Origin of the sequence: Pseudomonas sp. NPDC090592 (assembly GCF_044769185.1) — a bacterium.
Lineage (GTDB): Bacteria > Pseudomonadota > Gammaproteobacteria > Pseudomonadales > Pseudomonadaceae > Aquipseudomonas.
In genome coordinates this window covers 17206-41881 of record NZ_JBIVXJ010000033.1, presented here as the reverse complement: position 1 = coordinate 41881, position 24676 = coordinate 17206, and the positions used below count along the sequence as shown (strand labels likewise).

The window sequence follows — 24676 nt, the reverse complement described above, 5'->3', positions numbered from 1 at the left end:
GCGGCATGGTGCCGAAAACAACAAGAAAGCGCCTGGTAATCGGGTAAAGGTACGCATATGAGCTGGTTTCAAGATTTTCCTCAGATGGATGAAGATGCCCTGCGCAGCCTCAAGCAGGTGATTGACGAAAGTTTCCGCACGTTTACGCGTAGCCATGGCGAGGCCATCGAAGGTTTTTTTGCTCCCCTTCAGAAGTTTCTGCTGATTTCTGAGCGCTTCATGACTCAGACACCCTGGCCGATCATCGTCCTGATCATCCTGGCCATTGCCTGGGGCGCCAGCCGAAGCATCAAAGTGGTGATCGGCGCGCTGGTGGCGCTGATGGCCATCGGGTATTTCGGCATGTGGGACGACTCGATGCGTACGATCTCCATGATCTTCGTCTGCACCGTGCTCTCCATCGTCATCGGCTTACCGATCGGTATCATGATGGCGCGGTCCGAGCGGGTTCAGCGGGTGATCAACCCGGTGCTGGACGTGATGCAGACGATGCCGAGTTTCGTCTACCTGATTCCGGTGGTCATGCTGCTTGGCATTGGCAGGGTCCCTGGGTTGATCGCGGTGGTTATCTATGCGATTCCGCCCATGATCCGCATGACAAACCTTGGTATCCGTCTGGTGGACAAGGATGTGCTCGAGGCAGCTGACGCGTTTGGGTCCTCCAACTGGCAAAAACTGCGCAACGTGCAATTACCGCTCGCCTTGCCGACCATCATGGCCGGCATCAACCAGACCATCATGATGGCGCTGGCGATGGTCGTCATTGCCTCGATGATCGGTGTACAGGGGCTGGGCCAACCGGTGCTCAAGGCTATCGCCAACCAGTATTTCACCTTGGGCATTTTCAACGGGCTAGCCATCGTCGGCATCGCCATCATTTTCGACCGAGTCAGCCAGGCTTACGGGCAACGGCTTCAGAAACACCTGGAGGTGGTCCATGGCTGAGCAGACATTCGACGGCATCAAGATCCGTAATCTGTACAAGATCTTTGGCCCTCATGCGGCGATGCATATCGATGCGGTCAAGCAGGGCATGACCAAGACCGAGTTGATGGAGCGCCATGGCCACGTCCTGGGCCTGCGTGATATCAACCTGGAGATGCCTGGTGGCTGCATCCAGGTGATCATGGGGCTTTCCGGCTCTGGCAAGTCGACGCTGATCCGTCACATCAACCGGCTCATCGACCCCACCTCAGGCGAAGTCCTGGTCAATGGTGTCGATGTCGTGAAGATGAACCCTGACCAGTTGCGGGATTTTCGCAGGCAGCAGACTGCGATGGTGTTCCAGAAATTCGCCTTGCTGCCGCATCGTAACGTGCTGGAGAACACCGTCTACGGGCTGGATATCCAGAAGCTGCCGCGGGCCAAGAGCACCGAAATCGCCATGCGCTGGATCGAGCGTGTGGGCCTGAAGGGCTTCGAGAAGAAGTACCCGAATCAGCTTTCCGGCGGTATGCAGCAGCGGGTGGGGCTGGCACGTGCGCTGGCCAACGACGCGCCGGTGCTGCTCATGGATGAAGCCTACTCGGCGCTTGATCCGTTGATCCGCATGGACATGCAAACGGTGTTGCTTGACCTGCAAAAGGAAATCCGGAAAACCATCGTGTTCATCACTCATGACCTCGACGAGGCCCTGCGCCTGGGCGACCAGATCGCGATCCTTCGCGATGGTCAGGTCATTCAGCAGGGAACCAGTCAGGACATCGTGCTGCGTCCAGCCGATGAATACGTTGCCAATTTCGTGAAGGAGGTGAACCGGGGCAGGGTGCTCCACGTCGAAGCCGTGATGCAGCCATTGCGTGCGGGCAGTGCAGGAACCGGCACCACTATTGTGGCCGGGACCACAGTGGAAGAGGCAGTGCGGCTGCTCGTCGGCGCGCCGGAAGGCGATGTCACGGTCGTTTCAGCTACTGGCAAGCCTCTGGGTACGGTGACCTTCCGCCGTTTGGCGGAGGCAATGGTCAATGCCAAGGACTCTCCAGGTTCTCGCAACCCTGGATTGGTTGTGGCGAAGTAGGCGTTCAGAACGGCAATAATGGGCGGAGCCTGGGTAAGATGAGCTCCGCCCGTTATAAAAATTACGATGACTCGTCCCACTCGTTATATGTGCAATAGTTTCACGGTGACATAGTACAAGCATGACGCCGCAGCGCATTGTTTGGCCCAGGCCCCTTGATGCACCGCGGTCAGTGCACACTGATCAAAATGGCAAAGGGGAAATCATGAGCGTTTTAGGAATTCTGGGTGTCGGCGACCTCACGGACAAGCTGGTACGAGGCCTGCGCCGAAGCGGATACGACGGTGCCATTCTGCTCTCTCCCCGCAATGCTGAACGTGCTGCACTTTTGGCGACAGAGTGCGGTTGCCGCATACTGGACAGCAACCAGGCGGTGGTCGATGGCGCCGACACGGTCGTCATTGGCGTCCGTCCCCGCGTGATGGACGAACTGGCCGCCCAGGTCAGATTTCGGCAAGGGCAGCACCTCGTGTCGCTGATGGCCGGCATTTCTCTCGAGCAATTGAGCACCGCGTTCCCGGGGGCGGAGTGTATTCGTGTCATGCTCTCTTACGCGGCGCTTTTCAACCAGTCCACGGTGGTCATCTGTCCGCCGCATCCGGCCACTGAGCAGCTGTTGCAGCCGCTGGGGCAGCGCGTAGTACTTGATGATGAGGCATCTTTCGAACTTGCAACCGTTGCAGCTTGCATGAACGGCTGGTTCTATTTCCTGCTGCACGATCTCCAGCAGTGGCTCAGTGAAAAGGGGTTGTCTGCTGAAGACGCGCGAACCCTGGTGCTGGGCAATCTTCAGGACTGTATCGCACGGGCACAGTATCACCCTGAGCAGTCACTCAGCGCGTTGGGGCAGAGCATCGCGACGCCTGGGACCTTTACCTACGCTGGGCTCGAGGTGCTCATGCACCAGCCTGCGAGTGCCACTTGGGGGGCCGCGTGCGAGGTTGTGCTGGATGCATTGTTGACCCGGTCCAAGCTGGAGTCCCAAGGGCGCTAAGTTACTAGGTCAGTACAAGCGGCCTCACGTGATGCAAGGCCGCACGCAATTGGTCAGGTGCGGCGTTAATGCCGGAACCTTCCCACCAGATTCTGCAGCTCGCCCGAAATGCGTGACAGGCGCTGTGAATCGCCATTGGCGCCTTCCGCCAATTGCTCGACCAGTCGAGCATCTTCGTGTATCTGGGTGATGTGACGGTTGATACCCTCAGCCACCTGATGTTGCTCCTCTGCGGCCGTGGCTATCTGGGTATTCTGGTCGCGGATTCGGTCCACGCTAAGGCGTATCGATTCGAAGCTCTCGCGAGCCTGGCGGATGTTTGCAACGCTGGTGTCTGAGATCGTCAGGCATGTCTGCATCTGCCGAGTCACCTCTTGCGTTCGCCGGCCCAGCCCGCTGAGTAGCGCGTCGATTTCCTCCGTGCATTCTCCGGTGCGCCTTGCCAGTGCGCGGACCTCATCCGCAACCACTGCAAAGCCGCGCCCTTGATCGCCCGCGCGTGCTGCCTCGATCGCGGCATTGAGCGCCAGCAGGTTGGTCTGTTCGGCGATCGAGCCGATAGTGCCGAGAATAGTGTTGATGTTCTGGCTATCCCGTTCGAGCTGCTGCATCGCTGCTGTCGAATCACGCAGTGTATCGCCCAGGCGCGAGACGCTGGTGGTGGCCTCTTCGATGCGGCCCTGGCCGTCGTGCACCTGGCGTTGGCCGGCGTCGGCAGAGTCGGCGGCGTCGCTGCAGGAACGTGCCACTTCGTTGGCGGTTGCGACCATTTCATGAAAAGCCGTGGACACCAGCTCTACGGATTCGCGTTGCCGGCCAGCTGCATCGTTCATCTGTGCCGCGGTCTCGATAGCGCTTGATGAGGCCTCATCCAGGTGGGACGAAGCCTGCCCGATCCGTTTGACCAGTTGCCGGATCGCGCCCAGGAACTGATTGAACCAACGTGCCAGCACCGCCGTTTCGTCACGACCTTGCACGGACAGGTCGCGCGTCAGGTCGCCTTCGCCCTGGGCGATGTCCTCGAGACCTCCTGAGACGGTCAGGATCGGGCGCACGATGAGGCTGGCGAACCAGGAGCCGAGGCACGCGAACACCAGCACGAGCACTGCCACGATGGCGGCCACCAGCCACGTGAGCCGCTTGGTGGTCGCCATGACTTCGTCCTGCTCGATCAAGCCGATGAATTGCCAGCCCAGCCCGGGTGATTGCCAGCTGTTGGCCATGAAGGGGCGCCCACCCAGGGTCACCTGCTTGGAACCTGTGAACCCTGCGAGCTCAGCATAGCCGTCGCCCAGGCTGGCGAGTGATTTGAAGTTGTGGGTATCGTCGCTCGGGTCTGTTAGCACATTGCCATTGCCTTCGATCAGCATCAGGTAGCCGGTATTGCCGAGCTTGATCTTGCGCACGATATCGGTGAGCTGGTTAATGGAGACGTCCAGGGCGAAGACGCCGGCGGGTTTGCCAGAAGCATCGCTGAAGGTGCGCACGGTGCTGAGCAATACGGCGTTGTCCGCAGGCCAGAAGTAGGCGCCAGAGCGCATGACTTTTCCTGGTTGTGACATGGCCAGCTGGTACCAAGGACGCTGCCTGGGGTCGTAGCTGTGGCGCTGAGGGTCTTCAGGCCAGGTGGCGAAGGTTCCGTCCTCCCGGCCCAGCGACAGGTATGCGGTTCCTGGGTGGGACTGGGCGAAGTGGTCGAAAATCTGCGCCAGGTGCTGATGCTCGGGTGACAGCGCAATGCTGGCTGCTGAGTCCGACGTATAGTCCTTCAAGGGTTGAGTACTGATGACTTCTGCCCGTGTCGAGAAGTCATTGACGTTCTGCGAGATGCCGTCGAAAAACAGCATCATGGCGTTCTCGATCTGGCGCATTTCGCGGCCGGTGCTGTCGACAAACCCAGCCTCGGCCTGGCTACGCGCGTTCATCAAGACGATGGCTGCAACTAGTAACACGGGTGCGCAGGCGATGGTTGCGAAGGCCAGTGTCAGTTTGTTTCTGATGTTCATGATTGACCCATTGAATTTATTATTGGCCAAAAAAAAGCTTCCGATCGATTACTTCAATCGGAAGCCTTGTCAGCGAATGTGCACGGGGCACAGTCGATCAGGTCAAGCCCAGATGTCGCCGATGGTGAAGCCTTCGGTGAACGGATCGTCGTGATCCAGGACGAAGGTGTTCAGGCCGTAGATCCAGCTGGTGCCGGTTACGGTCGGTACCACTGCCTTGTGTTGACCAATGGTGGTTTCTTCGATCAGGCGACCGGTGTAGATGTTGCCCAGAATGCCCTGATGACGGAAATCCTGGTTCAGTGGCAGCTCGCCCTTGGCATGCAGCGTAGCCATCTTGGCGCTGGTGCCGGTGCCGCATGGGCAGCGGTCCAGGGCGCCGGTCCAGGTGGCCGGGTCATCCCAGGAGAAGGTGCCCGAAGACATGGTGACGGTATTTTTCCAGTCAGCTTTAGGGTCGTCGGATGGGCCGGAAAGCTGGGAGATGGTGATACCGACACCCGGGTAGTCCGGGTGGGCCACAGGCAGTTGTTCGATGGCCGCTTCGCGAATCATCGACGAAACGCGGGCGATCTCGCCGCCATGCTCAGGCTTGAGCTCCAGCCCCTTGAACTGGCGTACGTCGGCGATGACGTAGAACATGCCGCCCCAGCCCACGTCGACGCGCACTTTACCGAGGTGAGGAACGTCAATGACTGCATCCAGGTGGGCAGCGAAGGCTGGTACGTTCTGGAAGGTGACACCTTTGACTTTGCCGTTTTCGCACTGGGCCTTGATGCGGATCAGGCCGGCTGGTGCTTCCAGAACCAGTTCGGTCAGCGGCTCTTTCATCGGCAGCATGCCCATTTCCAGCAGCACGGTCACGACCGAAATGGTGTTGCCGCCGGACATGACCGGGTACTCGATCTGCTCCATGATGACGTAGCCGGCATCCGCTTCCGGGTGGCATGGCGGAACGATAATGTTGCAGCAGTGCGCCGGGTAGCCGCGAGGCTCGCGCAGCATCAGCTTGCGCAGTTGGTCGTCATTCTCTTCCAGCCATTTCATCTTGGCGTACACGGTATCGCCAGGAATGTGCGGCACGCCGCCGGTGATCACGCGCATCGGGGTGCCGGCGTGGGTGTCTACCGCGTGGATGGTTCTTTTGAAGGCCATGGGGGAGCTCCAGCTTATTGTTCATATGATCAAGCACGCACCCTGGCGCTGGGAATTCCAGGCGGGCTGGAACCCGCAGCGCGCTGGGGCTGAATCCTACAGACAGCAGAACGTGCGGGCGGAGCACCTCTGCGTGTGCGAGCACTCTCTCACCCTTGAGGCTCGAGGCCCTATAACGTTTGAGACAGCTCATAGGATGTTCGGGCATAGAGATAAAGTCATTCTCGCCGCCTGCGCATTTTTTTCACCCTTGGGTGATTCATACGAATAGTTGTCTCAAACGTTATAGGGGCGCCCGGCATGCAGTGCGATAGTGATTGGCAGGTGGGGCGCGGCAGTTGGCCGCAGCTCTAAGTTTATGATTTGTTTGAGGGAGTGGTACCGAGCAAGCACGCGACAATTGTCAGCGCGCAAACTTGGCGTGCCCGTCAAGTTATCTATTCATACTTTGCGTCACAGTGATTGGCTGGGCGTTACTGCAATAACAAATACAAAAGGAAACTTCAATGTCGAGTTTCAAACGATCCATTGAAGACGCTTCCCTTAATGGTTTCCATAAGAAATTGGCGTTTTCTACATCAGGCAGCCCGTTCCTCGACGGCTATGTCCTGAGCATCATCGGTGTGATCATGTCGCACCTGACTTCTGCCTTGCAGATCGATTTGTTCTGGGAGGGCCTGATCGCCTCTGCGGCGCTGATCGGTCTGTTCTTCGGTGGCTTCCTGGGCGGTTGGTTCACGGATCGCTTTGGCCGCAAAATGCTCTACGTGATCGACATCGCTGTCATCATCGTCATTTCAATCGCTCAGTTCTGGGTGGATTCTGCCTGGCTGCTGTTTGTGTTCCGGCTGGTAATCGGGGTAGTGGTAGGGGCTGACCTGCCAATCGCTACGTCGCTGCTTGCCGAGTTCTTACCGCGTACCGCTCGTGGCCCGTTGTTGGCGAGCATGGTCGTAAGCTGGTTCGTGGGTGCTGCGCTGGCCTACGGTGTGGGCGAGATTCTCATGCGCGTTGGTGGTGCTGACGCGTGGCGTTGGGTGCTGGCAAGCGCGGCGGTGCCAGGGCTGTTGCTGTTCATTCCGCGAATGTTGACCCCTGAGTCGCCACGCTGGCTGATCAGCAAGGGGCGTATTGCCGAGGCTGATGCGATTATCAAGCGTATTTACGGGCCTGATTACTGCTCACGTGACCTGCCGGAGCCTGCTACCAAGAAAAAGGTTTCCGTGGCGTCGCTGTTCCATTCTGGCTACGGCAAGCGCATGGTCTTCGTCACCCTGTTCTGGACGTGCTCGATCGTTCCCTTGTTCGCTATCTACGCATTTGCACCGAAAGTGCTTCAGGCCTTGAAGCTTTCGGATGACATGGCCAGCGTAGGGTCGATCGCCATCACGGTCTTGTTCGTGATCGGCTGTCTGGCGGCCACCCGTGTCATCAACACCATGGGGCGGCGGCCGATGGTGATCCACAGCCTGCTCTGGTCAGGCGTTGCTCTGGCTGTGCTGGGCATGTTCCCGGATGCGGCGCCGGTAGTGGTCCTGTTCCTGTTTGGTGCGTATGCGTTCCTGATCGGCGGGGCGCAGGTGCTGCAATACGTCTATCCCAATGAGTTGTTCCCGACCGAGATCCGCGCTTCGGGTGTGGGCCTGGCAACATCGTTGTCGCGCATCGGTGCTGCGGCTGGGACCTACCTTGTTCCAATTTCCCTGGCCTCGTTGGGCATCGGCCCGACCATGCTGGCGGCTGCGGCCATTTCTTTGTTGGGCGCCCTGGCTTCGTGGTGGCTGGCGCCGGAGACCGCGAAGCTCGACCTGCAACAGGCATCTGCCCTGGATGGGTGCGCAACTGCGCGCTGATCCAGCCATAACCATCCGTTTGAGGATTTATCATGACCCAAGTTCTTACCGTTGTGCGCCAGGCTGCTGAATCGCCGCTGGGTGAAAAAGCCCCTGCCAAACTGCCTGTCGGTGAGCTGATCGCTCACGCAGCGACTGGCCAGCATCAGGCTGATGATGCTGTGAATGCCAGCATTGGCGTATGGGAAAGCTCGCCGGGCGTTTTCCGCCGTCACCTGACTAACCGTGAATTCAGTCACATCATCAGCGGTTCGTGCACCTTCACGCCTGATGGCGGTGAGCCGGTGGAGCTGCGCGCAGGGGATGCTGTGCTGTTCCCGGCAAACTGCGAAGGCGTTTGGGATATCCGTGAAACCCTGCGCAAGACCTACGTGCTGTTCTAAGGGAGCGTCGCATGATCGAGCGAATCAATCCCGGCAAGCGTGCCAGCCAGTTGGTGATCATCGGCGGGCGTATCGAAACCTCGGGTATCGTGGCTGAAAACCTCGACGGTGACATCGCTGAGCAGACGCGTTGTGTATTGCGCCAGCTCGAAACTTGGTTGGCCCAGGTAGGGGCCAGCAAAGCCAACGTTTCGCGCGTGCAGATCTGGCTGGCTGATATGGCCGAGTTCGATCGCATGAACGAGGTTTACGATGCCTGGGTCGGCGACCAGCCGCCTGTGCGCGCCTGCGTGGGGGCGCCGCTGGCGGCACCGGGCTATCGCATTGAAATTCAGGCGTTCGGGCAGCTTTGACCTACGCTTGAGCAAAAAAAACGCCGCATGTGGATTGCGGCGTTTTTTTTGCCTAAAGGTCCGGGTCCAGGCCGGCGCTGTCGCCATGCCAGTCGAAGCGCTCTACCTCGTGGCGGCGCTTGCGGAATGTGTAAGGTGTTTCGCCATACTGTTTGCGAAACCACAGGATGAAATGCGAGGCATCGGAGAAGCCGCAGGCGAGGGCGATGGTGGTGATGTTCTGGCTGGTGTTGACCAGCAGTCGGCGGGCATGTTCCAGGCGCAATTTGCGCCAATAGTTAGCCGGCGGCTCCTGGGTATTGGCCACGAACTCGCGGTGCAGTTGGCGGGGGTGCGTGCCTACGGCTTCAGCAACGGTCTGTAGCGTCATCGAAGCATCCAGATGCGCGCGCATGAATTCGATGGCGCGCTGAACACGGTCGTTCTGATACACGCTTTCGCTGGCCGCTGCTGCCTGCTGTTCTTCTCGTCGTTCTTCAACCAGTAGATATTCCAGGCCCTTCTGGGCGCGCACGGCGCCGCAGTGACGCCTGATGAGGTTGGCTGCCAGGTCGATTGCGGTGCCGCCCGGGCATGTGATGATGCCTCGATCATCGACATAGCTCTTGTCGATGACCATCGTGGAGGCGGGGAAGCGCTCCTTGAATTCATCGCGCAGGGTGAAGTGCACCGCGCAGCGACGCCCATCCAGCAAGCCGGCTTTGCCCAGTACAAAGGAGCCCGAGCAAAGTGCAATGATGGGTATGTTTGCAGTATTGACTGCGCGCAGTCCATCAAGCAGCCAGTCGGGCGGGTTGCGGGTCTCCCCCAGAAGTCCGCCAGCAAGCACGATGTAGTCGTACTGGGCGAACATGTTCAGCGGCTTGGTCGGGTGGATGGGCATGCCGCAGCTGGCGGTGATGGGTTGATCGTTGAGGGTCATCCAGTCCCATTGGCAGAAAAGCTGTTGGCTGCGAAAGGACTTGTCCGCAGCAAAGCGAAGCGAATCGACCAGGCCAGCTACCGGAACCAGGGTGAACTGATTCAGTAGCACAAAACCCACGCGCAGCTCGGGCTTTACGGGCAGTTTGATGTCTGCTTCAAGCGGAGTGTCATAGAGCGCTTGGTGAACCATGGACGACTACCTCAACTCATCATGTCTGCACACATTTTAGATGCTGCGGAGGGTCCGGGATATCATATCAATCCCAGCAAGTAGAAAAATCGGGACAAATGGTAGCTTTTGCGCGTGCTTCTACTATCAATTGTCATACTTGTTACAGCGAGAGTGCCCCAAGGGTGAGCATTATGTTGCAAAAACCAACATGCTCTCACGCTCAAAGGCACCAACACTATGTACCGTGGATTCTGGTATGCCCAGGCACTCGACCTGGATAGCGATCTCGCCCCTGCCTTGCAGGACTCGATTCAAGCAGACGTCTGTATCGTCGGCGGCGGGTTTCTTGGTCTGTGGTCGGCCATCCGCCTGAAACAGGCGCATCCGGAGAAGACCATTGTCATCGTCGAACGCGACCGCTGTGGCTCCGGCGCCAGCGGGCGCAACGGCGGTGTCGCCACCAACTGGTGGGGTAAATACCTGTCTGTGCGCACTATCTGCGGCGACGTCGAGGCGCGTCGCATCTGTGAAGCGGCAGAGTCGGCCATCGATGAAATCGGCAGCTTCTGTCAGGAGCATGGTATCGATGCACAGTACCGCAAGGATGGCTGGCTGTGGACGGCTACCAACCAGCGCCAGATGGGTTCCTGGAAAGTGCTCACCGACGGCCTGCAGAAGCTGGATGTCAACCCATTCCAGGAGCTGGACCGCGAGACCATTCGTGGTCGAGTAGGGTCGCCGCTGGTGCTTGGAGGCATCTACGACCCTAACGCCGCCACTGTCCAGCCAGCGATGCTGGCGCGGGGTCTGCGCCGCGTTGCCCTGAAGCTCGGGGTGAAGATCTTCGAAAAATCGCCGTTCACCCACCTGGAGCGCGGCAAGAACCCAGTGGTGCACACTGCCATGGGGCGCGTAAAAGCGAATCATGTGGTGCTGGCGCTGAACGCCTGGGGCGCGCAATTCCCCGAGCTGCGTCGCATGATTGCAATCATGTCCAGCGACATGGTTGCTACCGCGCCAGTGAAGGCCAAGCTCGACGCTATCGGCTTCAGCGGCGGCGAGTGCATGACGGATTCGCGCACCGTGCTCAACTACTGGCGCAACACCCCGGATGGCCGTGTGGTGTTTGGTAAGCCGCTGGGTCAGTTTGCCTACGCTGGTCGTATCGGCAACCTGTACGAGAAGCCTTCTCCGGCCGCCGACAAGGTCGCCGCCGAACTGCGTCGCCTGTACCCGCAACTGCAGGATGTGCCGGTGGTATCCAGCTGGACCGGTCCTATCGACCGTGCCATGAAAGGTTTGCCGAACTTTGGCTACCTCGACCATCACCAGACCGTCAGCTACGGCATCGGCTTCTCGGGTAACGGTGTCGCCACCACGGTGTTCGCCAGCCGCATCATCAAGTCGCTTGCCACGCATGCCAACGACGAGTGGGCCAACTGTGGTCTGGTGAATCAGAAGATGAAGCTGCTGCCGCCTGAGCCGTTCCGCTTCTTTGGCGCGCACATGGTGCGTGACGCACTTGTCCGTAAGGAAACTCTGGAAGATCACGACCAGGACGCCGGTTTCATCACTCGTCAGCTGGTTGCCATGGCACCGGCCGGCTACGTCCCAGCCCAGAAAAAATAAGTATCAGAATCATGAGCGAACATATCGTTTTCCTCGATGACGAGGGCCTTGCGGCTTCGACGCGTTTGAAGCGCCCAGACTGCGAGCACACCTGGCAGCAGTTTGCCTACACCCACCCTGACCAGGTGCTTGAGCATCTGAAAGACGCCACTGTGGCGCTGACCTGCAGCGTGCCGCTGCGCGAAGAGCACCTGCGTCAGTTGCCGAAGCTGAAGATGATCTCGCTGGCGTTGACTGGCCGCGACATCGTTGATGTCGAGTACTGCGAAGCCCACGGCATCGAAGTGTCCAGCGTGCCCGGTTACGCGGCCAACACCGTCGCCGAGCACAGCATGGCGATGATGCTGGAGCTGTTCCGTCGCCCGGCTGCGTTCAACCGACTGATGCGCAAGGTGCATGCAGGTCAGGCCGAGTACAAGAACATCTATTTCGATCACCGCATCCGTGATGTGCGTGGCAAGCAGATGGCGATCATCGGCAGTGGCCCGATTGCTGTGCGACTGGCTGAACTGGCCCGTGCGTTCGGCATGGAAGTGCTGTTCGAGGACCGCGGCGGCAAGCGCCCGGGCCCCGATTCCCGCTCGCTGGAAAGCCTCCTCAAGAGCTGCGACGTGCTGTCGATCAATGCGCCATTGACGCCTGAAACCTATGACCTGATCGATGCTGCAAAACTGGCGACCATGAAGTCGGATGCGCTGGTGATCAACACCGGTCGCGGTGGCATCGTCAATGAAGCCGCGCTGATCGACGCACTGCAAAACGGGCGCTTGGGCGGTGTGGCGCTGGACGTGGTTGAAGTAGAACCGCTACATCCGAGCAACCCACTGTTCCAGCTGATCGACCGGGACGACTTCATCCTCAATCCGCACATTGCCTGGAGCAGTGAGGATGCCATGCAGCAGTTGATGGATCGCGCCGTCGACAACATCACTGATTACGTTGCCCGCCACGCCACCGATAAAAGGATCCGTACCGCATGACCATCGCCACCAAAACCAGCTTTGTTGACGGCGCTTTCGTCGCTCTGGACAGCGGCGCCGATATCCTCGAGAACCGTAACCCGTCCAACCCTGGTGAGGTCGTCGAGCGTTTCGTGCGCGCCGATCAGGAACTGACCGAGCAGGCCATCGCCGCCGCCCGCCGCGCCCAGCCAGCCTGGGCGCGCAGCAATCCGCAGCAGCGCGCTGATGCGCTGGATTTCATCGGTACCGAGATTCTTGCACGTCGTGAGGAACTCGCGCTGCTGCTGGCTCGCGAAGAAGGCAAGATCGTTCGCGAAGCGCTGGGCGAAGTCGACCGCGCGGGCCGTTCGTTCAAGTTCTATGCCCAGGAAGCGCTGCGCGCCGAAGGCGAGAAGTATCAGTCGGTGCGCCAGGACGTAGGCATCGATGTGTTCACCCAGCCACTGGGTGTGATCGGCATCATCGCCCCTTGGAACTTCCCGATCGCCATCCCGGCCTGGAAGATCGCGCCAGCGCTGTGCTTCGGCAACTGCGTGGTGTTCAAGCCTGCCGAGCTGGTACCGTCCTCGGCCTGGGCTCTGGCGGAAATCATCAGCCGTTCCGGCCTGCCCGCGGGTGTGTTCAACATGCTGATCGGCCCTGGCCGCAGCGTAGGCGACACGATCATCCGTTCGCCGCACATCGATGGCATCAGCTTCACCGGTTCGGAAAACACTGGCCGTCAGATCGCCAAACTGGCGGCTGAAGGCATGAAGAAGGTCCAGTTGGAGATGGGCGGCAAGAACCCGCTGATCGTGCTGGACGACGCCGACCTGGAGCAGGCGGTGGACGTTGCGCTCAACGGTTCGTTCTTCAGCACTGGCCAGCGCTGCACCGCAAGCTCCCGCGTCATCGTCACCGCAGGTATCCATGACGCGTTCGTAGCGCGCCTGGCCGAACGTACCCGTGCCTTGAAAGTCGGCGATGCGCTGCAGGCTTCTACCGATATCGGTCCAGTTGTTGACGGCCGCCAGCTGGAGCAAAACCTGTCCTACGTAGCCAGCGGGCGCGAGCAAGGCGCGAAACTGGTCTGTGGTGGTGAGCGTATCGAGAACGAGGCGGGCGGCTACCTGTTCACGCCTGCGCTGTTCACCGAAGTGACACCAGAGATGCGTATCTACCGCGAAGAAATCTTTGGCCCGGTATTGAGCGTGCTCAAGGTCAGCGATTACGAGGCAGCTTTCGCTGCAGCCGAAGATACCCAGTTCGGGCTTTCCGCCGGTATCGTGACCACCTCGCTGCGTTACGCCGAACACTTCAAGCGCAACAGCTCGGCAGGCATGGTCATGGTCAATCTGCCGACTGCCGGCGTGGACTACCACGTTCCGTTCGGTGGCAATGGCGCTTCGAGCCTGGGCTCGCGCGAGCAAGGCACGCATGCTCGCCAGTTCTTCACCCGCGTCAAGACCACTTACCAGCTGGCCTGAACGCCTACCTGTTCCTGAAGTTCACCCACGGGGCCGCTTGCGGTCCCGCGGGTACTGCTGCGCCTAAAACTCTGAATTTGAGGTTACAAGAAAAATGGCCAAGGCCGCCGATGTCGTTGTGCAATGCCTGGAAAACGAAGGTGTCGAGTATGTGTTTGGCATTCCTGGTGAGGAAAACCTCGACCTGCTGGAATCGCTGCGCAAGTCGAAGATCAAGCTGGTGCTGACCCGTCACGAACAATCCGCGGGCTTCATGGCTGCCACCTACGGCCGTCTGACCGGCAAGACCGGCGTGAGCCTGTCGACCCTCGGTCCTGGCGCCACCAACCTGGTGACCGCCAGTGCATACGCCTATCTGGGCGGCATGCCGATGATGATGATCACCGGTCAGAAGCCGATCAAGAAGTCCAAGCAGGGCCGATTCCAGATCATCGACGTGTGCGGCATGATGGACCCCATCACCAAGTACACCCATCAGTTCGCCTCGGCTGACAATATCCCGGCGCGTATGCGCGAAGCGTTCCGCCTGGCTGAAGAAGAAAAGCCGGGGGCCGTGCACCTGGAACTGCCGGAAGACATCGCTGCCGAGCAGACCGATGCCCTCCCGGTCCCACGCAGTCTGCACCGCCGCCCGCTGGCCGAGCACAAGTCGATTGAAGCTGCCGTTGAAAAGCTGCAGAACGCTCGCAGTCCGATCCTGGTGATCGGTGCCGGCGCCAACCGCAAGATGACCGCCAAGGTCCTCCAGCAACTGATCGACAAAACTGGCATCCCGTTCATCACCACCCAGATGGGTAAAGGTGTGGTCGACGAGCGCCACCCGCGCTTCCTGGGCAACGCCGCGCTCTCGTCCGGTGACTTCGTGCACCGTGCTGTAGAAGCTGCCGACCTGATCATCAACATCGGCCACGACGTGATCGAGAAGCCGCCATTCTTCATGGTCCGTGGTGGCACCGAAGTCATTCACATCAACTTCCGCTCAGCCGAAGTCGATGCCGTGTACTTCCCACAGGTCGAAGTGATCGGCGACATCGCCAACGCCGTGTGGCAGATCAGCGAAGCGCTGACCGACACCTCGCACTGGGATTTCACCCGCCTGCTGGCGATCCGCGAGGCCAACGAAGCGCAAATCGCCGAAGGCGGCGACGACAACCGCTTCCCGGTCTATCCGCAGCGCCTGGTTGCCGACATCCGTCGCGTACTGCCGTCCGAAGGCATCGTGGCCTTGGACAACGGCATCTACAAGATCTGGTTCGCCCGTAACTACAAAGCGCACAAGCCGAACACCGTGCTGCTGGACAACGCCCTGGCGACCATGGGCGCCGGCCTGCCCTCGGCCATGGCGGCGCACCTGGTGCACCCGGACCGCCCGGTGATTTCGGTGTGCGGCGACGGCGGCTTCATGATGAACAGCCAGGAACTGGAAACTGCTGTCCGTCTGAACATGCACATCACCGTGGTGATCCTGCGTGACGATGGCTACGGCATGATCCGCTGGAAGCAGGCCAACATGGGCTTCACCGATTTTGGCCTGGACTACGGCAACCCGGACTTCGTCAAGTATGCCGAGTCCTATGGTGCCAATGGTCACCGCGTGGATAGTGCCGAAGGCCTGTTGCCGCTGCTGGAGCACTGCATCAAGACCCCGGGCGTGCACGTGATCGACTGCCCGGTCGACTACAGCGAAAACGATCGCATCCTGAACATGGACCTGCGCGAGCGCAGTGCTGCCATCTGAGGAGTTGGACATGCAATTGAAAGATTCACAACTGTTCCGCCAGCAAGCATTCATCAATGGCGAGTGGCTGGATGCTGACAGCGGTCTGGTAATCCGTGTGACCAACCCGGCCACCGGTGAAGTCATCGGTACCGTGCCGAAGATGGGCACCGCGGAAACCCGCCGCGCCATCGAAGCCGCCGACAAGGCCTTGCCGGCCTGGCGTGCCCTTACCGCCAAAGAGCGTTCGACCAAGCTGCGTCGCTGGTTCGAACTGATGATCGAGCACCAGGACGACCTGGCTCGCCTGATGACCACCGAGCAAGGCAAGCCACTGGCCGAAGCCAAGGGCGAAATCGCCTACGCCGCCTCGTTCATCGAGTGGTTCGCCGAAGAAGCCAAGCGCGTCTACGGTGACACCATTCCTGGCCACCAGCCAGACAAGCGCCTGATCGTCATCAAGCAGCCTATCGGCGTTACCGCGGCCATCACCCCGTGGAACTTCCCGGCTGCCATGATCACCCGTAAAGCCGGCCCGGCCCTGGCCGCTGGCTGCACCATGGTGCTCAAGCCTGCTTCGCAAACCCCGTACTCCGCCTTGGCGCTGGTCGAGCTGGCCAACCGTGCCGGCATCCCGGCTGGCGTGCTGAGCGTGGTCACCGGTAGCGCTGGCGAAGTGGGCAGCGAACTGACCGGCAACACCCTGGTACGCAAGCTGTCGTTCACCGGCTCCACCGACATCGGTCGCCAGTTGATGCAGGAATGCGCCAAGGACATCAAGAAGGTTTCCCTGGAGCTGGGTGGCAACGCCCCGTTCATCGTGTTCGACGACGCTGACCTCGACAAGGCCGTCGAGGGCGCGATGATTTCCAAATTCCGCAACAACGGTCAGACCTGCGTCTGCGCCAACCGCATTTATGTGCAGGACGGCGTGTACGACGCGTTTGCCCAGAAGCTGGCCGCTGCAGTTGCCAAGCTGAAGATCGGTAACGGCCTGGAAGAGGGCACCACCACTGGCCCGCTGATCGACGGCAAAGCCGTTGCCAAGGTCCAGGAGCACATTGATGACGCGGTCTCCAAAGGCGCCAAGGTGCTTGCGGGTGGACAAATCATCGAGGGGCATTTCTTCGAGCCTACCATCCTGATTGATGTGCCCAATGAGGCTGCCGTTGCCAAGGATGAAACATTCGGCCCGCTGGCACCGCTGTTCCGCTTCAAGGACGAAGCCGAAGTCATCGCCATGTCCAACGACACCGAGTTTGGCCTGGCTTCATACTTCTACGCCCGCGACATGAGCCGTGTGTTCCGTGTTGCCGAAGCCTTGGAATACGGCATGGTGGGTATCAACACCGGCCTGATCTCCAACGAAGTGGCACCGTTCGGTGGCATCAAGGCGTCGGGCCTGGGCCGCGAAGGCTCCAAGTACGGTATCGAGGACTACCTCGAAATCAAGTACCTGTGCCTGAGCATCTGAAGACGCAGTTTCACCAATGCCCGGCTTCGGCCGGGCCTCTTGAAAGGAACGTCAACCATGCAAGCTTCACAGCAACGCAAATGGGCTCGCTCTGGCATCGAGACCAGCGTCATGGGCTTTGGCGCTGCCCAATTGGGCAATTTCATGGCGCCGATCAGTGAAGAGACTGCCGCAGAACTCATCCAGGCCACCTGGAATGCCGGCATCCGCTTTTTCGACACGGCCCCGAGCTACGGCCATGGCCTGAGCGAAGCCCGGTTAGGGCAGGGGTTGCGCTGGCAGCCTCGCGAGCAGTTCGTGCTGGCGACCAAAGTGGGCCGGCTGCTGACGCCTCGCCGTCGTGAAGAAATCGACTTCGGTTGCTGGATCAAGGGGCTGCCATTCGAATGGCGGTTCGACTACTCCTATGACGGCACGATGCGGTCCATTGAAGACAGCCTGCAGCGCACGGGGCTTGAGTACATCGATGTCGCGCTCATTCACGAAGTGGATGTCTACACCCATGGCAGTCAGCAGCCGGAGGTGTTCGACCACGCCATGAAAGGAGCGGGCAGGGCGCTGCTCGAGCTGCGCGACCAAGGCGTGGTGAAGTCGATCGGCATTGGTGTCAACGAAAGCGACGTGGCCCATGAAGCCATTCGCCGTGTCGATTTTGACTGCCTGCTGCTGGCGGGCCGTTACACGTTGATCGAGCAGGATGCCTTGGACGCGTTTCTGCCACGCTGTGAGGCAGAGGGTGTCTCGGTCATCGTTGGGGGCGGTTACAACAGCGGCATTCTGGCTACCGGTGCGGTACCGGGGGCGCGCTACAACTACGCGCCGGCGCAAGCGCCCGTGCTGCAGCTTGTGCAGTCGATCGAGGACGTCTGCCGGGAGTTCAATGTTCCCCTCAAGTCGGCAGCGTTACAGTTCATCACCGCGCACCCAGCGGTGGCGAACATCATTCCGGGTGTGCGCAGTGTTCAGCAGCTCAGCGAAAACATCGTGACCTTCGAGCACGATATTCCTGACGAATTCTGGCATGAGCTGAAACGGCGCTCGCTTATCCGCGAGGATGCGCCCACCCCGGCTTCACGCTGATACCGCTTTTTGATCCTGGTGGATCCAGCGAGCATTTGCCTCACCGGTCGGTGCTCGCTTTTTTTTCGCAGTACGTTGCACGCGTAAAACTTCTTTACAAAACCAATAAATAGAGAGGCTCGCATGAACAAAGGATTGATCGCTGGTGCAATGATTTCCGTCCTGGCCACCCCAGCTGTTGCTACCGAGATGACGGTCATCTCGTACGGGGGTGTCAGCAAGACGGTACAGACCGAGGTTTTCTATCAGCCGTTCGAAGCTGCCCATCAGGTAAAACTGATCGCCGGTGAATACAACGGCGAGATGGGGCGTATCAAGGTCATGGTCGATACCAACAGCGTCAACTGGGACGTGGTTCAGGTTGAGGGCGACGACCTTGTGCGTGGCTGCGAGGAGGGGCTGTTCGAGCCGCTGGACCAGGCCCGCCTCGGCAAGCAGGAAGACTTCGTGCCGGGCACGCTTTCAGACTGCGGTGCGGGGCTGTTGGTGTGGTCGATGGCACTTGCCTACAACACTGATGCGCTGAAAACGGCGCCTGATGGTTGGCAGGATTTCTGGGACATCAAGAAATTCCCAGGCAAGCGCGCCCTGCGCAGGGGGCCCAAGTTCAATCTGGAAGCTGCCTTGATGGCCGATGGCGTGCCACGTGAGCAGGTCTATCAGGTGCTGGGAACGCCGGAAGGGGTAAACCGGGCATTCCACAAGCTCGACGAAATCAAATCCTACATCCAGTGGTGGGAGGCTGGCGCACAGCCCATGCAGTTCCTCGCCAGCAAGGACGTAGTGATGACCACTGCATTCAACGGTCGCATCTTCGCTGCCGAGCAGTCGGGCGCCCCGATCAAACCGATCTGGAATGGCAGCATCTACTCCATCGACTACTGGGCGATCCCCCGTGGCAGCAAGAACAAGGCACTTGCCGAAGACTTCATCGCGTTCACTCTGCGTCCCGAAAACCAGCAGAAGCACACCACCCAGCTGGGCTATGGCTCGGTCAACCTGCACACCGCCGCGTTGCTTGATCCTGCGTTGGCCCGGCAGCTCAATACCGCACCTGACAACATGGCGCGTTCGATGGCGGTGAGCAGCGAGTTCTGGATCGACCATGGCGAGGAGCTGCAGGAGCGCTTCAATGCCTGGGTCGCCCGGAAGGGTTGACTTGACCCGGCATCCCTTCACGCCGATGACATGACATTCCGGTGGAACAGTGCGTCCACCGGATTTGGCGCTGTCCGTAACAAACATGACAGTTGACCGAGATCTCGCATTCTTTGTGGTAATCATACTATTTCCTGAGCTCACGCCAGCTTACTCTGGGCGCGTCGTAGGAATTTGCTCGGCCGGCAGCTCGAACACGCAGTTGTACGAAGACGTCGTATAACCCTGATCGTAGCGCCATGCCGATGTGCAGGGACTGCCAACTTGCGTCGTTCACTTTGCAATGAGGATTTCGAATCCCGCAATAGTCGTTCGGCGAGCTAAGTTTATATACAAAAATAATACGGTAACTCATACGTTTCTGCCGCGTGCCCCGTCTTGCCGGTTTGCGGGCTTGCATGAGTTACTTAGCATCGAGCAAAGAGACAACATAATGTCAAATAAGCAAAAGATTTCCCTCGAAGATGCCCCGCTGAACAGCTTCCACAAAAAGCTGGCCGTGTACTCCTCTGGCGCCCCGTTCCTGGATGGCTATATCCTGAGTATTATCGGTGTCGTCCTTGTGCAACTGAGTCAGTCGCTGCAGTTGACTGTTTTTCAAGAAGGTATGGTCGCCGCAGCTTCCCTGATCGGTATGTTCTTTGGCGGGTTCGTGGGTGGGCTGTTCACCGATAAACTCGGTCGCAAGACACTTTATGTGCTGGTGCTGGTAGCATTGGCCGTATTCTCGCTTGGCCAGTTCTGGGTCAATTCCGCTGCAGCGCTTATCGCGTTGCGCTTGCTGCTGGGGGTTGCCATCGGCGCCGACCACCCGCTTGCCACCTCGTTGCTGGCCGAGTTCCTGCCAAAGAAACAGCGTGGCTCGATTCTGGCCAGCCTGGTGATGATGTGGTTCGTCGGTGCAGCCGTCGCTTACGTGGCAGGTGAATTCATCCTTCGTGCGATGGGCCCTGAGGCCTGGCGTTGGGCGCTGGCCAGTGCCGTGGTGCCGGCCGTATTGTTCCTGATCATGCGTGCTGGTACCCCTGAGTCTGCCCGTTGGTTGCTCAGCAAGGGTCGCACTGCTGAAGCAGATCAGGTCATCAAGAAGGTGTATGGCGACAAATTCTCCATCGCCGACCTGTCCGAGCCTGTGGCCGAGCGCAAGGTTTCCGTTTCCTCGCTGTTCCACTCGCATTACGGCAAACGCATTTTCTTCGTCAGCATCTTCTGGACCTGCTCGATCATCCCTCAGTTCGCGATCTATGCATTCGCTCCCAAGATTCTCGCTGCGATGGGCTTGACGGGTGATCTGGCTGCCTGGGGCGCGGTGGCGATCACCATCATCTTCGTATTTGGCTGCCTGCTGGGTGTGAAGCTGATCAACCCGCTGGGTCGACGCAAAATGCTCATCCACAGCTTCCTGTGGTCCGGCCTGGCACTGCTGCTGCTTGGCCTGTTCCCAGATGGTGCTGGCCTGCTGACCTTGGCGCTGTTTGGCAGCTACGCGCTGTTCATCGGTGGTGCCCAGGTGCTGCAATACGTATATCCCAACGAGCTGTTCCCAACTGAAGTTCGAGGGTCGGCGGTGGGCCTGGCTACATCGCTTTCGCGGATCGGCGCAGCTATCGGTACCTACCTTGTGCCTATGTCGCTGTCGTCCATCGGCATCGCCAATACCATGATCGTTGCCTTTGGCATCTCGATGGTAGGTCTGTTCTTCACCTGGCAGATGGCCCCTGAGACGCGCTCACTGGACCTCGCCAAGGCAAGTGCTGCCTCGGCTTAAGAATTAGCTGCTCTTGTTGTGTCGTTTGGCGCGATTTCGAATAGAAATCGCGCTTTTTTTATAATGAAAGAATGTCTACTGAAAAAGCCGTCTCGTATTTGCGAGACGGCTTTTTTGCGTTAGGCGTTTATCTTAGATTGTGCTAATCAGCTGAAAGGAGTGCGAGCATGCCCAGTTATAAAGGCCTGGGTTGGATAGTTGAATAGTATCAGAGCAAGAAAATTACGAGGACTTTCATACTGCGGTATGAATGATCTGGAAAAATGCAGATTTATCTTTTTTGCCGTTGATTTGTTCTTGCGAAAGGTTGGTTCGTACGTTAATACATAGTCATCGGCCTGTGGCAGGCCGATACGACACCCACCTTCACAGTCGGTGCAATAAAAATAGCGATCCCGTTTCAGTCCTTCATCCTGCTGATTTTTTCGGTGTGTTCATTCGTGAACGCGTAAACCCTGCGCATGGATGTTGCAGAACGGCAGTCATGGAGCCGTTGGCCTACACAACAACGCTTTCTATGATCCAATACTGGAGTCTCTAAAAATGACAAAAAAAATGAGCGCTTTCAAAAAGATGGTCTTCGCAGTTGGCGCACTCGCCGCCTTTGGCAGCGCCATGGTCGCCCATGCCGACCTTGCAGATATCAAGGCCAGGGGTTACATGACGGTGGTCACTGAAGACGACTATTCCCCCTTCAACTACATCGTCGATGGCAAACCGGCAGGCTTCCACGCCGACCTTCTGGAGGATCTCAAGGCTTTCGGCAAGGCACGCGGAATTGAAGTGCGCCAGGAAATCATGCCTTGGACCGGGCTGCTGGGTGGCGTCACCACGGGCAAATTCGATGCAGCTTTCACCGGTTCGGTGGTCACCGATGAGCGACTGCGAGTATTCGACTTTGCTCCGCCCTTTGCACCGGCCCAGCACTTCTTCGTCAAACGCAAGAATGACACTTCGATCACCAGCGAGGTGAAGAGCCTGTGCGGAAAAACGGTTGGGTTGCAGGGCGGCAGTTCATTCGAAGCCCGTTTGCCGGAACTCGACAAAATGCTCGACGCGGCTGGCTGTGATCGTGGTGAACTGGTGAAGTATCAATCTTACACCGAGGCATTTGCGGACCTCGCCAGTGGTCGTATCGACTATGCGATCACCTCGTTGATCGCAGTTAACGACGTTGTAAGGACACGCCCTGAAGTCTTCGCCAAAGGGTTCGCGGTGTCGGGCGGTGGGTTCAACGCCTGGGCCATCCCGAAAAACAACCCGCAACTGCGCCAGTTCTTCACCGATTTCATGACCGAGGTCCGCGCGAGCGGGCGCCTGGCCGCTCTTCAAGTGAAATGGTTCGGTGAAGCCTTCCCCGACATGCCAGCACAGCCGATCACCAGTGTCAGCGAGTTCCATACACTGGCGGGTCTCTGAAGCCTGTTCTACGTCGAGGAGCTACCCATGAATCTCGATACCTGGAAACTGTTGCTGGACGGAGCCTGGGTGACCTTGTACGTGTCAGCCGCGGCCATCGCCCTGGGCGTGCCGATCGGTCTGCTGATTGCAGCAGGCAGGGTCAGCAAGCTGCCGGTGTTGAGCCAGGCGCTGGCGATGTATGTCACCCTGGCCAGGGCCACGCCGCTGGTCACATTGACCCTGTTCATCTTTCTGGCCGCGCCTTCGTTCGGCATCCAGATCAACCGTGTGGCGGCAGCGATCATGGCATTGACTGCCAACACCGCAGCCTTCAACGCGGAAATCTGGCGCTCGGCGTTCATTGGCTTTGCCCGTGAGCAACGGGAGGCGGCCTATGCCTGCGGCATGACCCGGTGGGTGTTCTTCCGTCGCATCATGCTGCCCCAGGTCATCGTCAACAGCCTGCCGGCACTGGTCAGCGAAATGTCATTTCTGATCAAGGCCAGCCCAGCCGTAGCGGTCATCGGCATCGTCGACCTTACCCGGGTCACGAACCGGATTACTTCGGTTACCTATGAACCCCTGCCGCCGATTCTGGCAGCTGCAGTGTTGTACATGCTCATGATTGGTGGACTGCTCAAGCTGCAACAGTTGCTCGAGTTCAAAGCCCGCCGACTGGCGGTGTAAGGAGGCGTCATGACGGATTGGCAGATTATCTGGGAAGTCAGGGACGTCTTTCTTCATGGGGTGTGGACCACCGTGCTGCTGTTTGCAGCATCGTTTGCCGGCGCTTTCCTGCTGGGATGCCTGGCCCACTTTGGGCTGAGCAGCAACGCTTTGCTGCGCAGCGGGGTCAGGGGCTACATCAGCGTCATGCGCATGTTGCCGTTCCTGATCCTGGCTTACCTGTTCTATTACGGAGCGCCTGAGCTGGGGTTCAGGCCGAACGCCTGGGTCGCCGGAGCTGCCGCGTTGAGTCTCTATCATGGCGCCTATCTGGCGGAAATCCTGCGCGGTAGCCAGCTCACCCTGCCCGTGGGCCAGGCCGAGGCGGCACTGGCGCAAGGCTTTCGACGTGTGCCGCTGTACCTGCGGATCATCCTGCCGCAACTGCTGATGCGGTCGCGGCCGTTGATCGGCAATCAGATGGTGTATGCGCTGAAGGACACGGCCTTTCTATCGATCATCACGCTGCAGGAACTCACCGCGGCGGCGAGCGCCGTACAGGCCAGTTACTTCATCCCGACCAATGCGTTCCTGGTGTCCATTGCCTTCTACGTGTTGTTGACCCTGCTGATTGATCTGTATGTGCAGCGATTGGCCCGTTACGGTGTTGCCCGAGGAATCGAACATGCATGACGAAGTGGTAGTCAGTATCAAGGACCTGAGCAAAAGCTTTGGCGGGATCGAGGTGCTGCGCGGCGTCAGCCTGGATGTCAAAAAAGGCAGCGTCGTCAGCATTCTGGGCTCGTCTGGCTCGGGCAAGTCGACCTTGCTGCGCTGCATCAACTGGCTGGAGGTGCCGGATCGCGGCAGCATTACCATCGGTGGCCAGCCAATTGGCGTGACCGAATCGGGCAAGCCGATGGACAACAAAACGCTCGCTGCCGTGCGAGCGCGCACGGCAATGGTGTTCCAGAGCTTCAACCTGTGGCCGCACCTGACGGTTTTGCAGAATGTCACCGAAGCGCCCATCCGGGTCAGCAAGGTACCCAAGGAGGCGGCGCGCCAGCAGGCCGAGCAGTTGTTGAGCAAGGTCGGCATGCTGGACAAGCGCGACCAGTATCCCTACACGCTGTCGGGTGGCCAGAAGCAGCGGGTTGCAATTGCCCGGGCCTTGGCCATGAACCCGGAGGTAATCCTGTTCGATGAACCCACCTCGGCGCTGGACCCTGAGAGGGTTGGTGAAGTGCTGCAGGTAATGAAGGGGCTGTCGAACGAAGGCTACACCATGATCGTGGTCACTCACGAAATGGAGTTCGCGCGCCAGGTTTCCAATGAAGTGGTGTTCCTTGAGCAGGGCGTGATCATCGAGCGCGCGGCGCCACAGAAATTCTTCAACGCGCCCGAGAGCGAGCGTGTCAGGAAGTTTCTCGAACTTGAGGCCTGAACAGGCGGGTAGCAACGCACGACCTTGAGCGTTGCATCGCGAGTCAGACGCTCG

Annotated in this window: 21 protein-coding genes and 1 pseudogene; 18 read left to right on the top strand and 4 right to left on the bottom strand. The window is 59.2% G+C overall.

From position 1 onward, the window contains the following. Positions 1–57: 57 nt before the first annotated feature. The 3 genes from ACIQUI_RS23790 to ACIQUI_RS23780 all read left to right on the top strand — a co-directional run bounded on the left by ACIQUI_RS23790 (position 58) and on the right by ACIQUI_RS23780 (position 3011). The gene (locus ACIQUI_RS23790; protein ID WP_391135993.1) at positions 58–945 is read left to right on the top strand and encodes an ABC transporter permease subunit; all 888 of its coding nucleotides are present in this window, start codon (positions 58–60) and stop codon (positions 943–945) included. Further along, a complete protein-coding gene (locus ACIQUI_RS23785; protein ID WP_403203132.1) occupies positions 938–2017 on the top strand; it encodes a glycine betaine/L-proline ABC transporter ATP-binding protein in 1080 nt (359 codons plus the stop codon). The genes ACIQUI_RS23790 and ACIQUI_RS23785 overlap by 8 nt, the downstream gene beginning before the upstream one ends. A gap of 205 nt (positions 2018–2222) precedes the next feature. After that, positions 2223–3011 carry an NAD(P)-binding domain-containing protein gene (locus ACIQUI_RS23780; protein WP_403203131.1) on the top strand — a complete coding sequence of 263 codons (789 nt, stop codon included), beginning with the start codon at positions 2223–2225 and terminating at the stop codon, positions 3009–3011. 65 nt (positions 3012–3076) lie between these two features. Here ACIQUI_RS23780 and ACIQUI_RS23775 read toward each other — a convergent pair whose 3' ends face one another. The 3 genes and pseudogenes from ACIQUI_RS23775 to ACIQUI_RS23765 all read right to left on the bottom strand — a co-directional run bounded on the left by ACIQUI_RS23775 (position 3077) and on the right by ACIQUI_RS23765 (position 6172). After that, positions 3077–3844: a methyl-accepting chemotaxis protein gene (locus ACIQUI_RS23775; RefSeq protein ID WP_403203155.1), complete on the bottom strand. Its 768-nt coding sequence runs from the start codon at positions 3842–3844 to the stop codon at positions 3077–3079. An 87-nt stretch (positions 3845–3931) separates the two neighbouring features. Continuing rightward, positions 3932–4882 (bottom strand): annotated as a pseudogene (locus ACIQUI_RS23770) (cache domain-containing protein); the annotation flags it as partial. 237 nt (positions 4883–5119) lie between these two features. Beyond that, on the bottom strand, positions 5120–6172 hold the full coding sequence (locus tag ACIQUI_RS23765) for a proline racemase family protein (protein ID WP_391135987.1): 1053 nt from the start codon (positions 6170–6172) through the stop codon (positions 5120–5122). A 506-nt stretch (positions 6173–6678) separates the two neighbouring features. On the opposite strand from ACIQUI_RS23765, the gene ACIQUI_RS23760 reads away from it, so the two are divergent. The 3 genes from ACIQUI_RS23760 to ACIQUI_RS23750 are packed head-to-tail and all read left to right on the top strand — an operon-like array spanning position 6679 to position 8761. Next, positions 6679–8025, top strand: a complete 1347-nt coding sequence (locus ACIQUI_RS23760; protein WP_403203130.1) for an MFS transporter — start codon at positions 6679–6681, stop codon at positions 8023–8025. Positions 8026–8057: 32 nt separating this feature from the next. Continuing rightward, positions 8058–8408 (top strand): cupin domain-containing protein, encoded by a 351-nt coding sequence (locus ACIQUI_RS23755; protein WP_391135982.1) that lies wholly within the window; start codon positions 8058–8060, stop codon positions 8406–8408. Between the two features lie 11 nt (positions 8409–8419). Then, a complete protein-coding gene (locus ACIQUI_RS23750; RefSeq protein WP_403203129.1) occupies positions 8420–8761 on the top strand; it encodes a RidA family protein in 342 nt (113 codons plus the stop codon). Between the two features lie 52 nt (positions 8762–8813). Here ACIQUI_RS23750 and ACIQUI_RS23745 read toward each other — a convergent pair whose 3' ends face one another. Further along, a complete protein-coding gene (locus ACIQUI_RS23745; RefSeq protein WP_400724454.1) occupies positions 8814–9875 on the bottom strand; it encodes a GlxA family transcriptional regulator in 1062 nt (353 codons plus the stop codon). Between the two features lie 219 nt (positions 9876–10094). On the opposite strand from ACIQUI_RS23745, the gene ACIQUI_RS23740 reads away from it, so the two are divergent. The 12 genes from ACIQUI_RS23740 (at position 10095) to ACIQUI_RS23685 (ending at position 24622) form a co-directional block, all read left to right on the top strand. Further along, positions 10095–11486, top strand: coding sequence for an NAD(P)/FAD-dependent oxidoreductase (locus tag ACIQUI_RS23740; protein ID WP_402999052.1), 1392 nt, complete (start codon positions 10095–10097; stop codon positions 11484–11486). A gap of 11 nt (positions 11487–11497) precedes the next feature. Continuing rightward, on the top strand, positions 11498–12466 hold the full coding sequence (locus ACIQUI_RS23735) for an NAD(P)-dependent oxidoreductase (protein WP_391135970.1): 969 nt from the start codon (positions 11498–11500) through the stop codon (positions 12464–12466). Continuing rightward, a complete protein-coding gene (locus tag ACIQUI_RS23730; RefSeq protein ID WP_403203128.1) occupies positions 12463–13914 on the top strand; it encodes an aldehyde dehydrogenase family protein in 1452 nt (483 codons plus the stop codon). Before ACIQUI_RS23735 ends, ACIQUI_RS23730 begins: the two co-directional genes overlap by 4 nt. A 94-nt stretch (positions 13915–14008) precedes the next feature. After that, complete coding sequence (locus ACIQUI_RS23725; RefSeq protein ID WP_403203127.1) at positions 14009–15652, top strand: acetolactate synthase large subunit; 1644 nt, start codon at positions 14009–14011, stop codon at positions 15650–15652. Positions 15653–15662: 10 nt separating this feature from the next. After that, positions 15663–17105, top strand: a complete 1443-nt coding sequence (gabD, locus tag ACIQUI_RS23720) for an NADP-dependent succinate-semialdehyde dehydrogenase (protein WP_403203126.1) — start codon at positions 15663–15665, stop codon at positions 17103–17105. A gap of 57 nt (positions 17106–17162) precedes the next feature. After that, a complete protein-coding gene (locus ACIQUI_RS23715) occupies positions 17163–18185 on the top strand; it encodes an aldo/keto reductase (RefSeq protein ID WP_403203125.1) in 1023 nt (340 codons plus the stop codon). A gap of 123 nt (positions 18186–18308) precedes the next feature. Then, a complete protein-coding gene (locus tag ACIQUI_RS23710) occupies positions 18309–19343 on the top strand; it encodes an ABC transporter substrate-binding protein (protein ID WP_403203124.1) in 1035 nt (344 codons plus the stop codon). A gap of 433 nt (positions 19344–19776) precedes the next feature. After that, the gene (locus ACIQUI_RS23705) at positions 19777–21111 is read left to right on the top strand and encodes an MFS transporter (RefSeq protein ID WP_403203123.1); all 1335 of its coding nucleotides are present in this window, start codon (positions 19777–19779) and stop codon (positions 21109–21111) included. A 555-nt stretch (positions 21112–21666) separates the two neighbouring features. Then, positions 21667–22530 (top strand): transporter substrate-binding domain-containing protein, encoded by an 864-nt coding sequence (locus ACIQUI_RS23700; protein ID WP_403203122.1) that lies wholly within the window; start codon positions 21667–21669, stop codon positions 22528–22530. Between the two features lie 27 nt (positions 22531–22557). Further along, complete coding sequence (locus tag ACIQUI_RS23695) at positions 22558–23199, top strand: ABC transporter permease subunit (protein ID WP_391137380.1); 642 nt, start codon at positions 22558–22560, stop codon at positions 23197–23199. A 9-nt stretch (positions 23200–23208) separates the two neighbouring features. After that, the gene (locus ACIQUI_RS23690) at positions 23209–23871 is read left to right on the top strand and encodes an amino acid ABC transporter permease (RefSeq protein ID WP_403203121.1); all 663 of its coding nucleotides are present in this window, start codon (positions 23209–23211) and stop codon (positions 23869–23871) included. Then, complete coding sequence (locus tag ACIQUI_RS23685) at positions 23864–24622, top strand: ATP-binding cassette domain-containing protein (RefSeq protein ID WP_391137386.1); 759 nt, start codon at positions 23864–23866, stop codon at positions 24620–24622. The genes ACIQUI_RS23690 and ACIQUI_RS23685 overlap by 8 nt, the downstream gene beginning before the upstream one ends. The last annotated feature ends 54 nt before the right edge of the window (positions 24623–24676 follow it).

What these genes read in the sequence shown, in the direction of transcription:
- ACIQUI_RS23790 (WP_391135993.1), top strand. Translation starts at nt 58, where the DNA reads ATGAGCTGGTTTCAAGATTTTCCTCAGATGGATGAAGATGCCCTGCGC.
- ACIQUI_RS23785 (WP_403203132.1), top strand. Translation starts at nt 938, where the DNA reads ATGGCTGAGCAGACATTCGACGGCATCAAGATCCGTAATCTGTACAAG.
- ACIQUI_RS23780 (WP_403203131.1), top strand. Translation starts at nt 2,223, where the DNA reads ATGAGCGTTTTAGGAATTCTGGGTGTCGGCGACCTCACGGACAAGCTG.
- ACIQUI_RS23775 (WP_403203155.1), bottom strand. Translation starts at nt 3,844, where the DNA reads ATGAACGATGCAGCTGGCCGGCAACGCGAATCCGTAGAGCTGGTGTCC.
- ACIQUI_RS23765 (WP_391135987.1), bottom strand. Translation starts at nt 6,172, where the DNA reads ATGGCCTTCAAAAGAACCATCCACGCGGTAGACACCCACGCCGGCACC.
- ACIQUI_RS23760 (WP_403203130.1), top strand. Translation starts at nt 6,679, where the DNA reads ATGTCGAGTTTCAAACGATCCATTGAAGACGCTTCCCTTAATGGTTTC.
- ACIQUI_RS23755 (WP_391135982.1), top strand. Translation starts at nt 8,058, where the DNA reads ATGACCCAAGTTCTTACCGTTGTGCGCCAGGCTGCTGAATCGCCGCTG.
- ACIQUI_RS23750 (WP_403203129.1), top strand. Translation starts at nt 8,420, where the DNA reads ATGATCGAGCGAATCAATCCCGGCAAGCGTGCCAGCCAGTTGGTGATC.
- ACIQUI_RS23745 (WP_400724454.1), bottom strand. Translation starts at nt 9,875, where the DNA reads ATGGTTCACCAAGCGCTCTATGACACTCCGCTTGAAGCAGACATCAAA.
- ACIQUI_RS23740 (WP_402999052.1), top strand. Translation starts at nt 10,095, where the DNA reads ATGTACCGTGGATTCTGGTATGCCCAGGCACTCGACCTGGATAGCGAT.
- ACIQUI_RS23735 (WP_391135970.1), top strand. Translation starts at nt 11,498, where the DNA reads ATGAGCGAACATATCGTTTTCCTCGATGACGAGGGCCTTGCGGCTTCG.
- ACIQUI_RS23730 (WP_403203128.1), top strand. Translation starts at nt 12,463, where the DNA reads ATGACCATCGCCACCAAAACCAGCTTTGTTGACGGCGCTTTCGTCGCT.
- ACIQUI_RS23725 (WP_403203127.1), top strand. Translation starts at nt 14,009, where the DNA reads ATGGCCAAGGCCGCCGATGTCGTTGTGCAATGCCTGGAAAACGAAGGT.
- gabD (WP_403203126.1), top strand. Translation starts at nt 15,663, where the DNA reads ATGCAATTGAAAGATTCACAACTGTTCCGCCAGCAAGCATTCATCAAT.
- ACIQUI_RS23715 (WP_403203125.1), top strand. Translation starts at nt 17,163, where the DNA reads ATGCAAGCTTCACAGCAACGCAAATGGGCTCGCTCTGGCATCGAGACC.
- ACIQUI_RS23710 (WP_403203124.1), top strand. Translation starts at nt 18,309, where the DNA reads ATGAACAAAGGATTGATCGCTGGTGCAATGATTTCCGTCCTGGCCACC.
- ACIQUI_RS23705 (WP_403203123.1), top strand. Translation starts at nt 19,777, where the DNA reads ATGTCAAATAAGCAAAAGATTTCCCTCGAAGATGCCCCGCTGAACAGC.
- ACIQUI_RS23700 (WP_403203122.1), top strand. Translation starts at nt 21,667, where the DNA reads ATGAGCGCTTTCAAAAAGATGGTCTTCGCAGTTGGCGCACTCGCCGCC.
- ACIQUI_RS23695 (WP_391137380.1), top strand. Translation starts at nt 22,558, where the DNA reads ATGAATCTCGATACCTGGAAACTGTTGCTGGACGGAGCCTGGGTGACC.
- ACIQUI_RS23690 (WP_403203121.1), top strand. Translation starts at nt 23,209, where the DNA reads ATGACGGATTGGCAGATTATCTGGGAAGTCAGGGACGTCTTTCTTCAT.
- ACIQUI_RS23685 (WP_391137386.1), top strand. Translation starts at nt 23,864, where the DNA reads ATGCATGACGAAGTGGTAGTCAGTATCAAGGACCTGAGCAAAAGCTTT.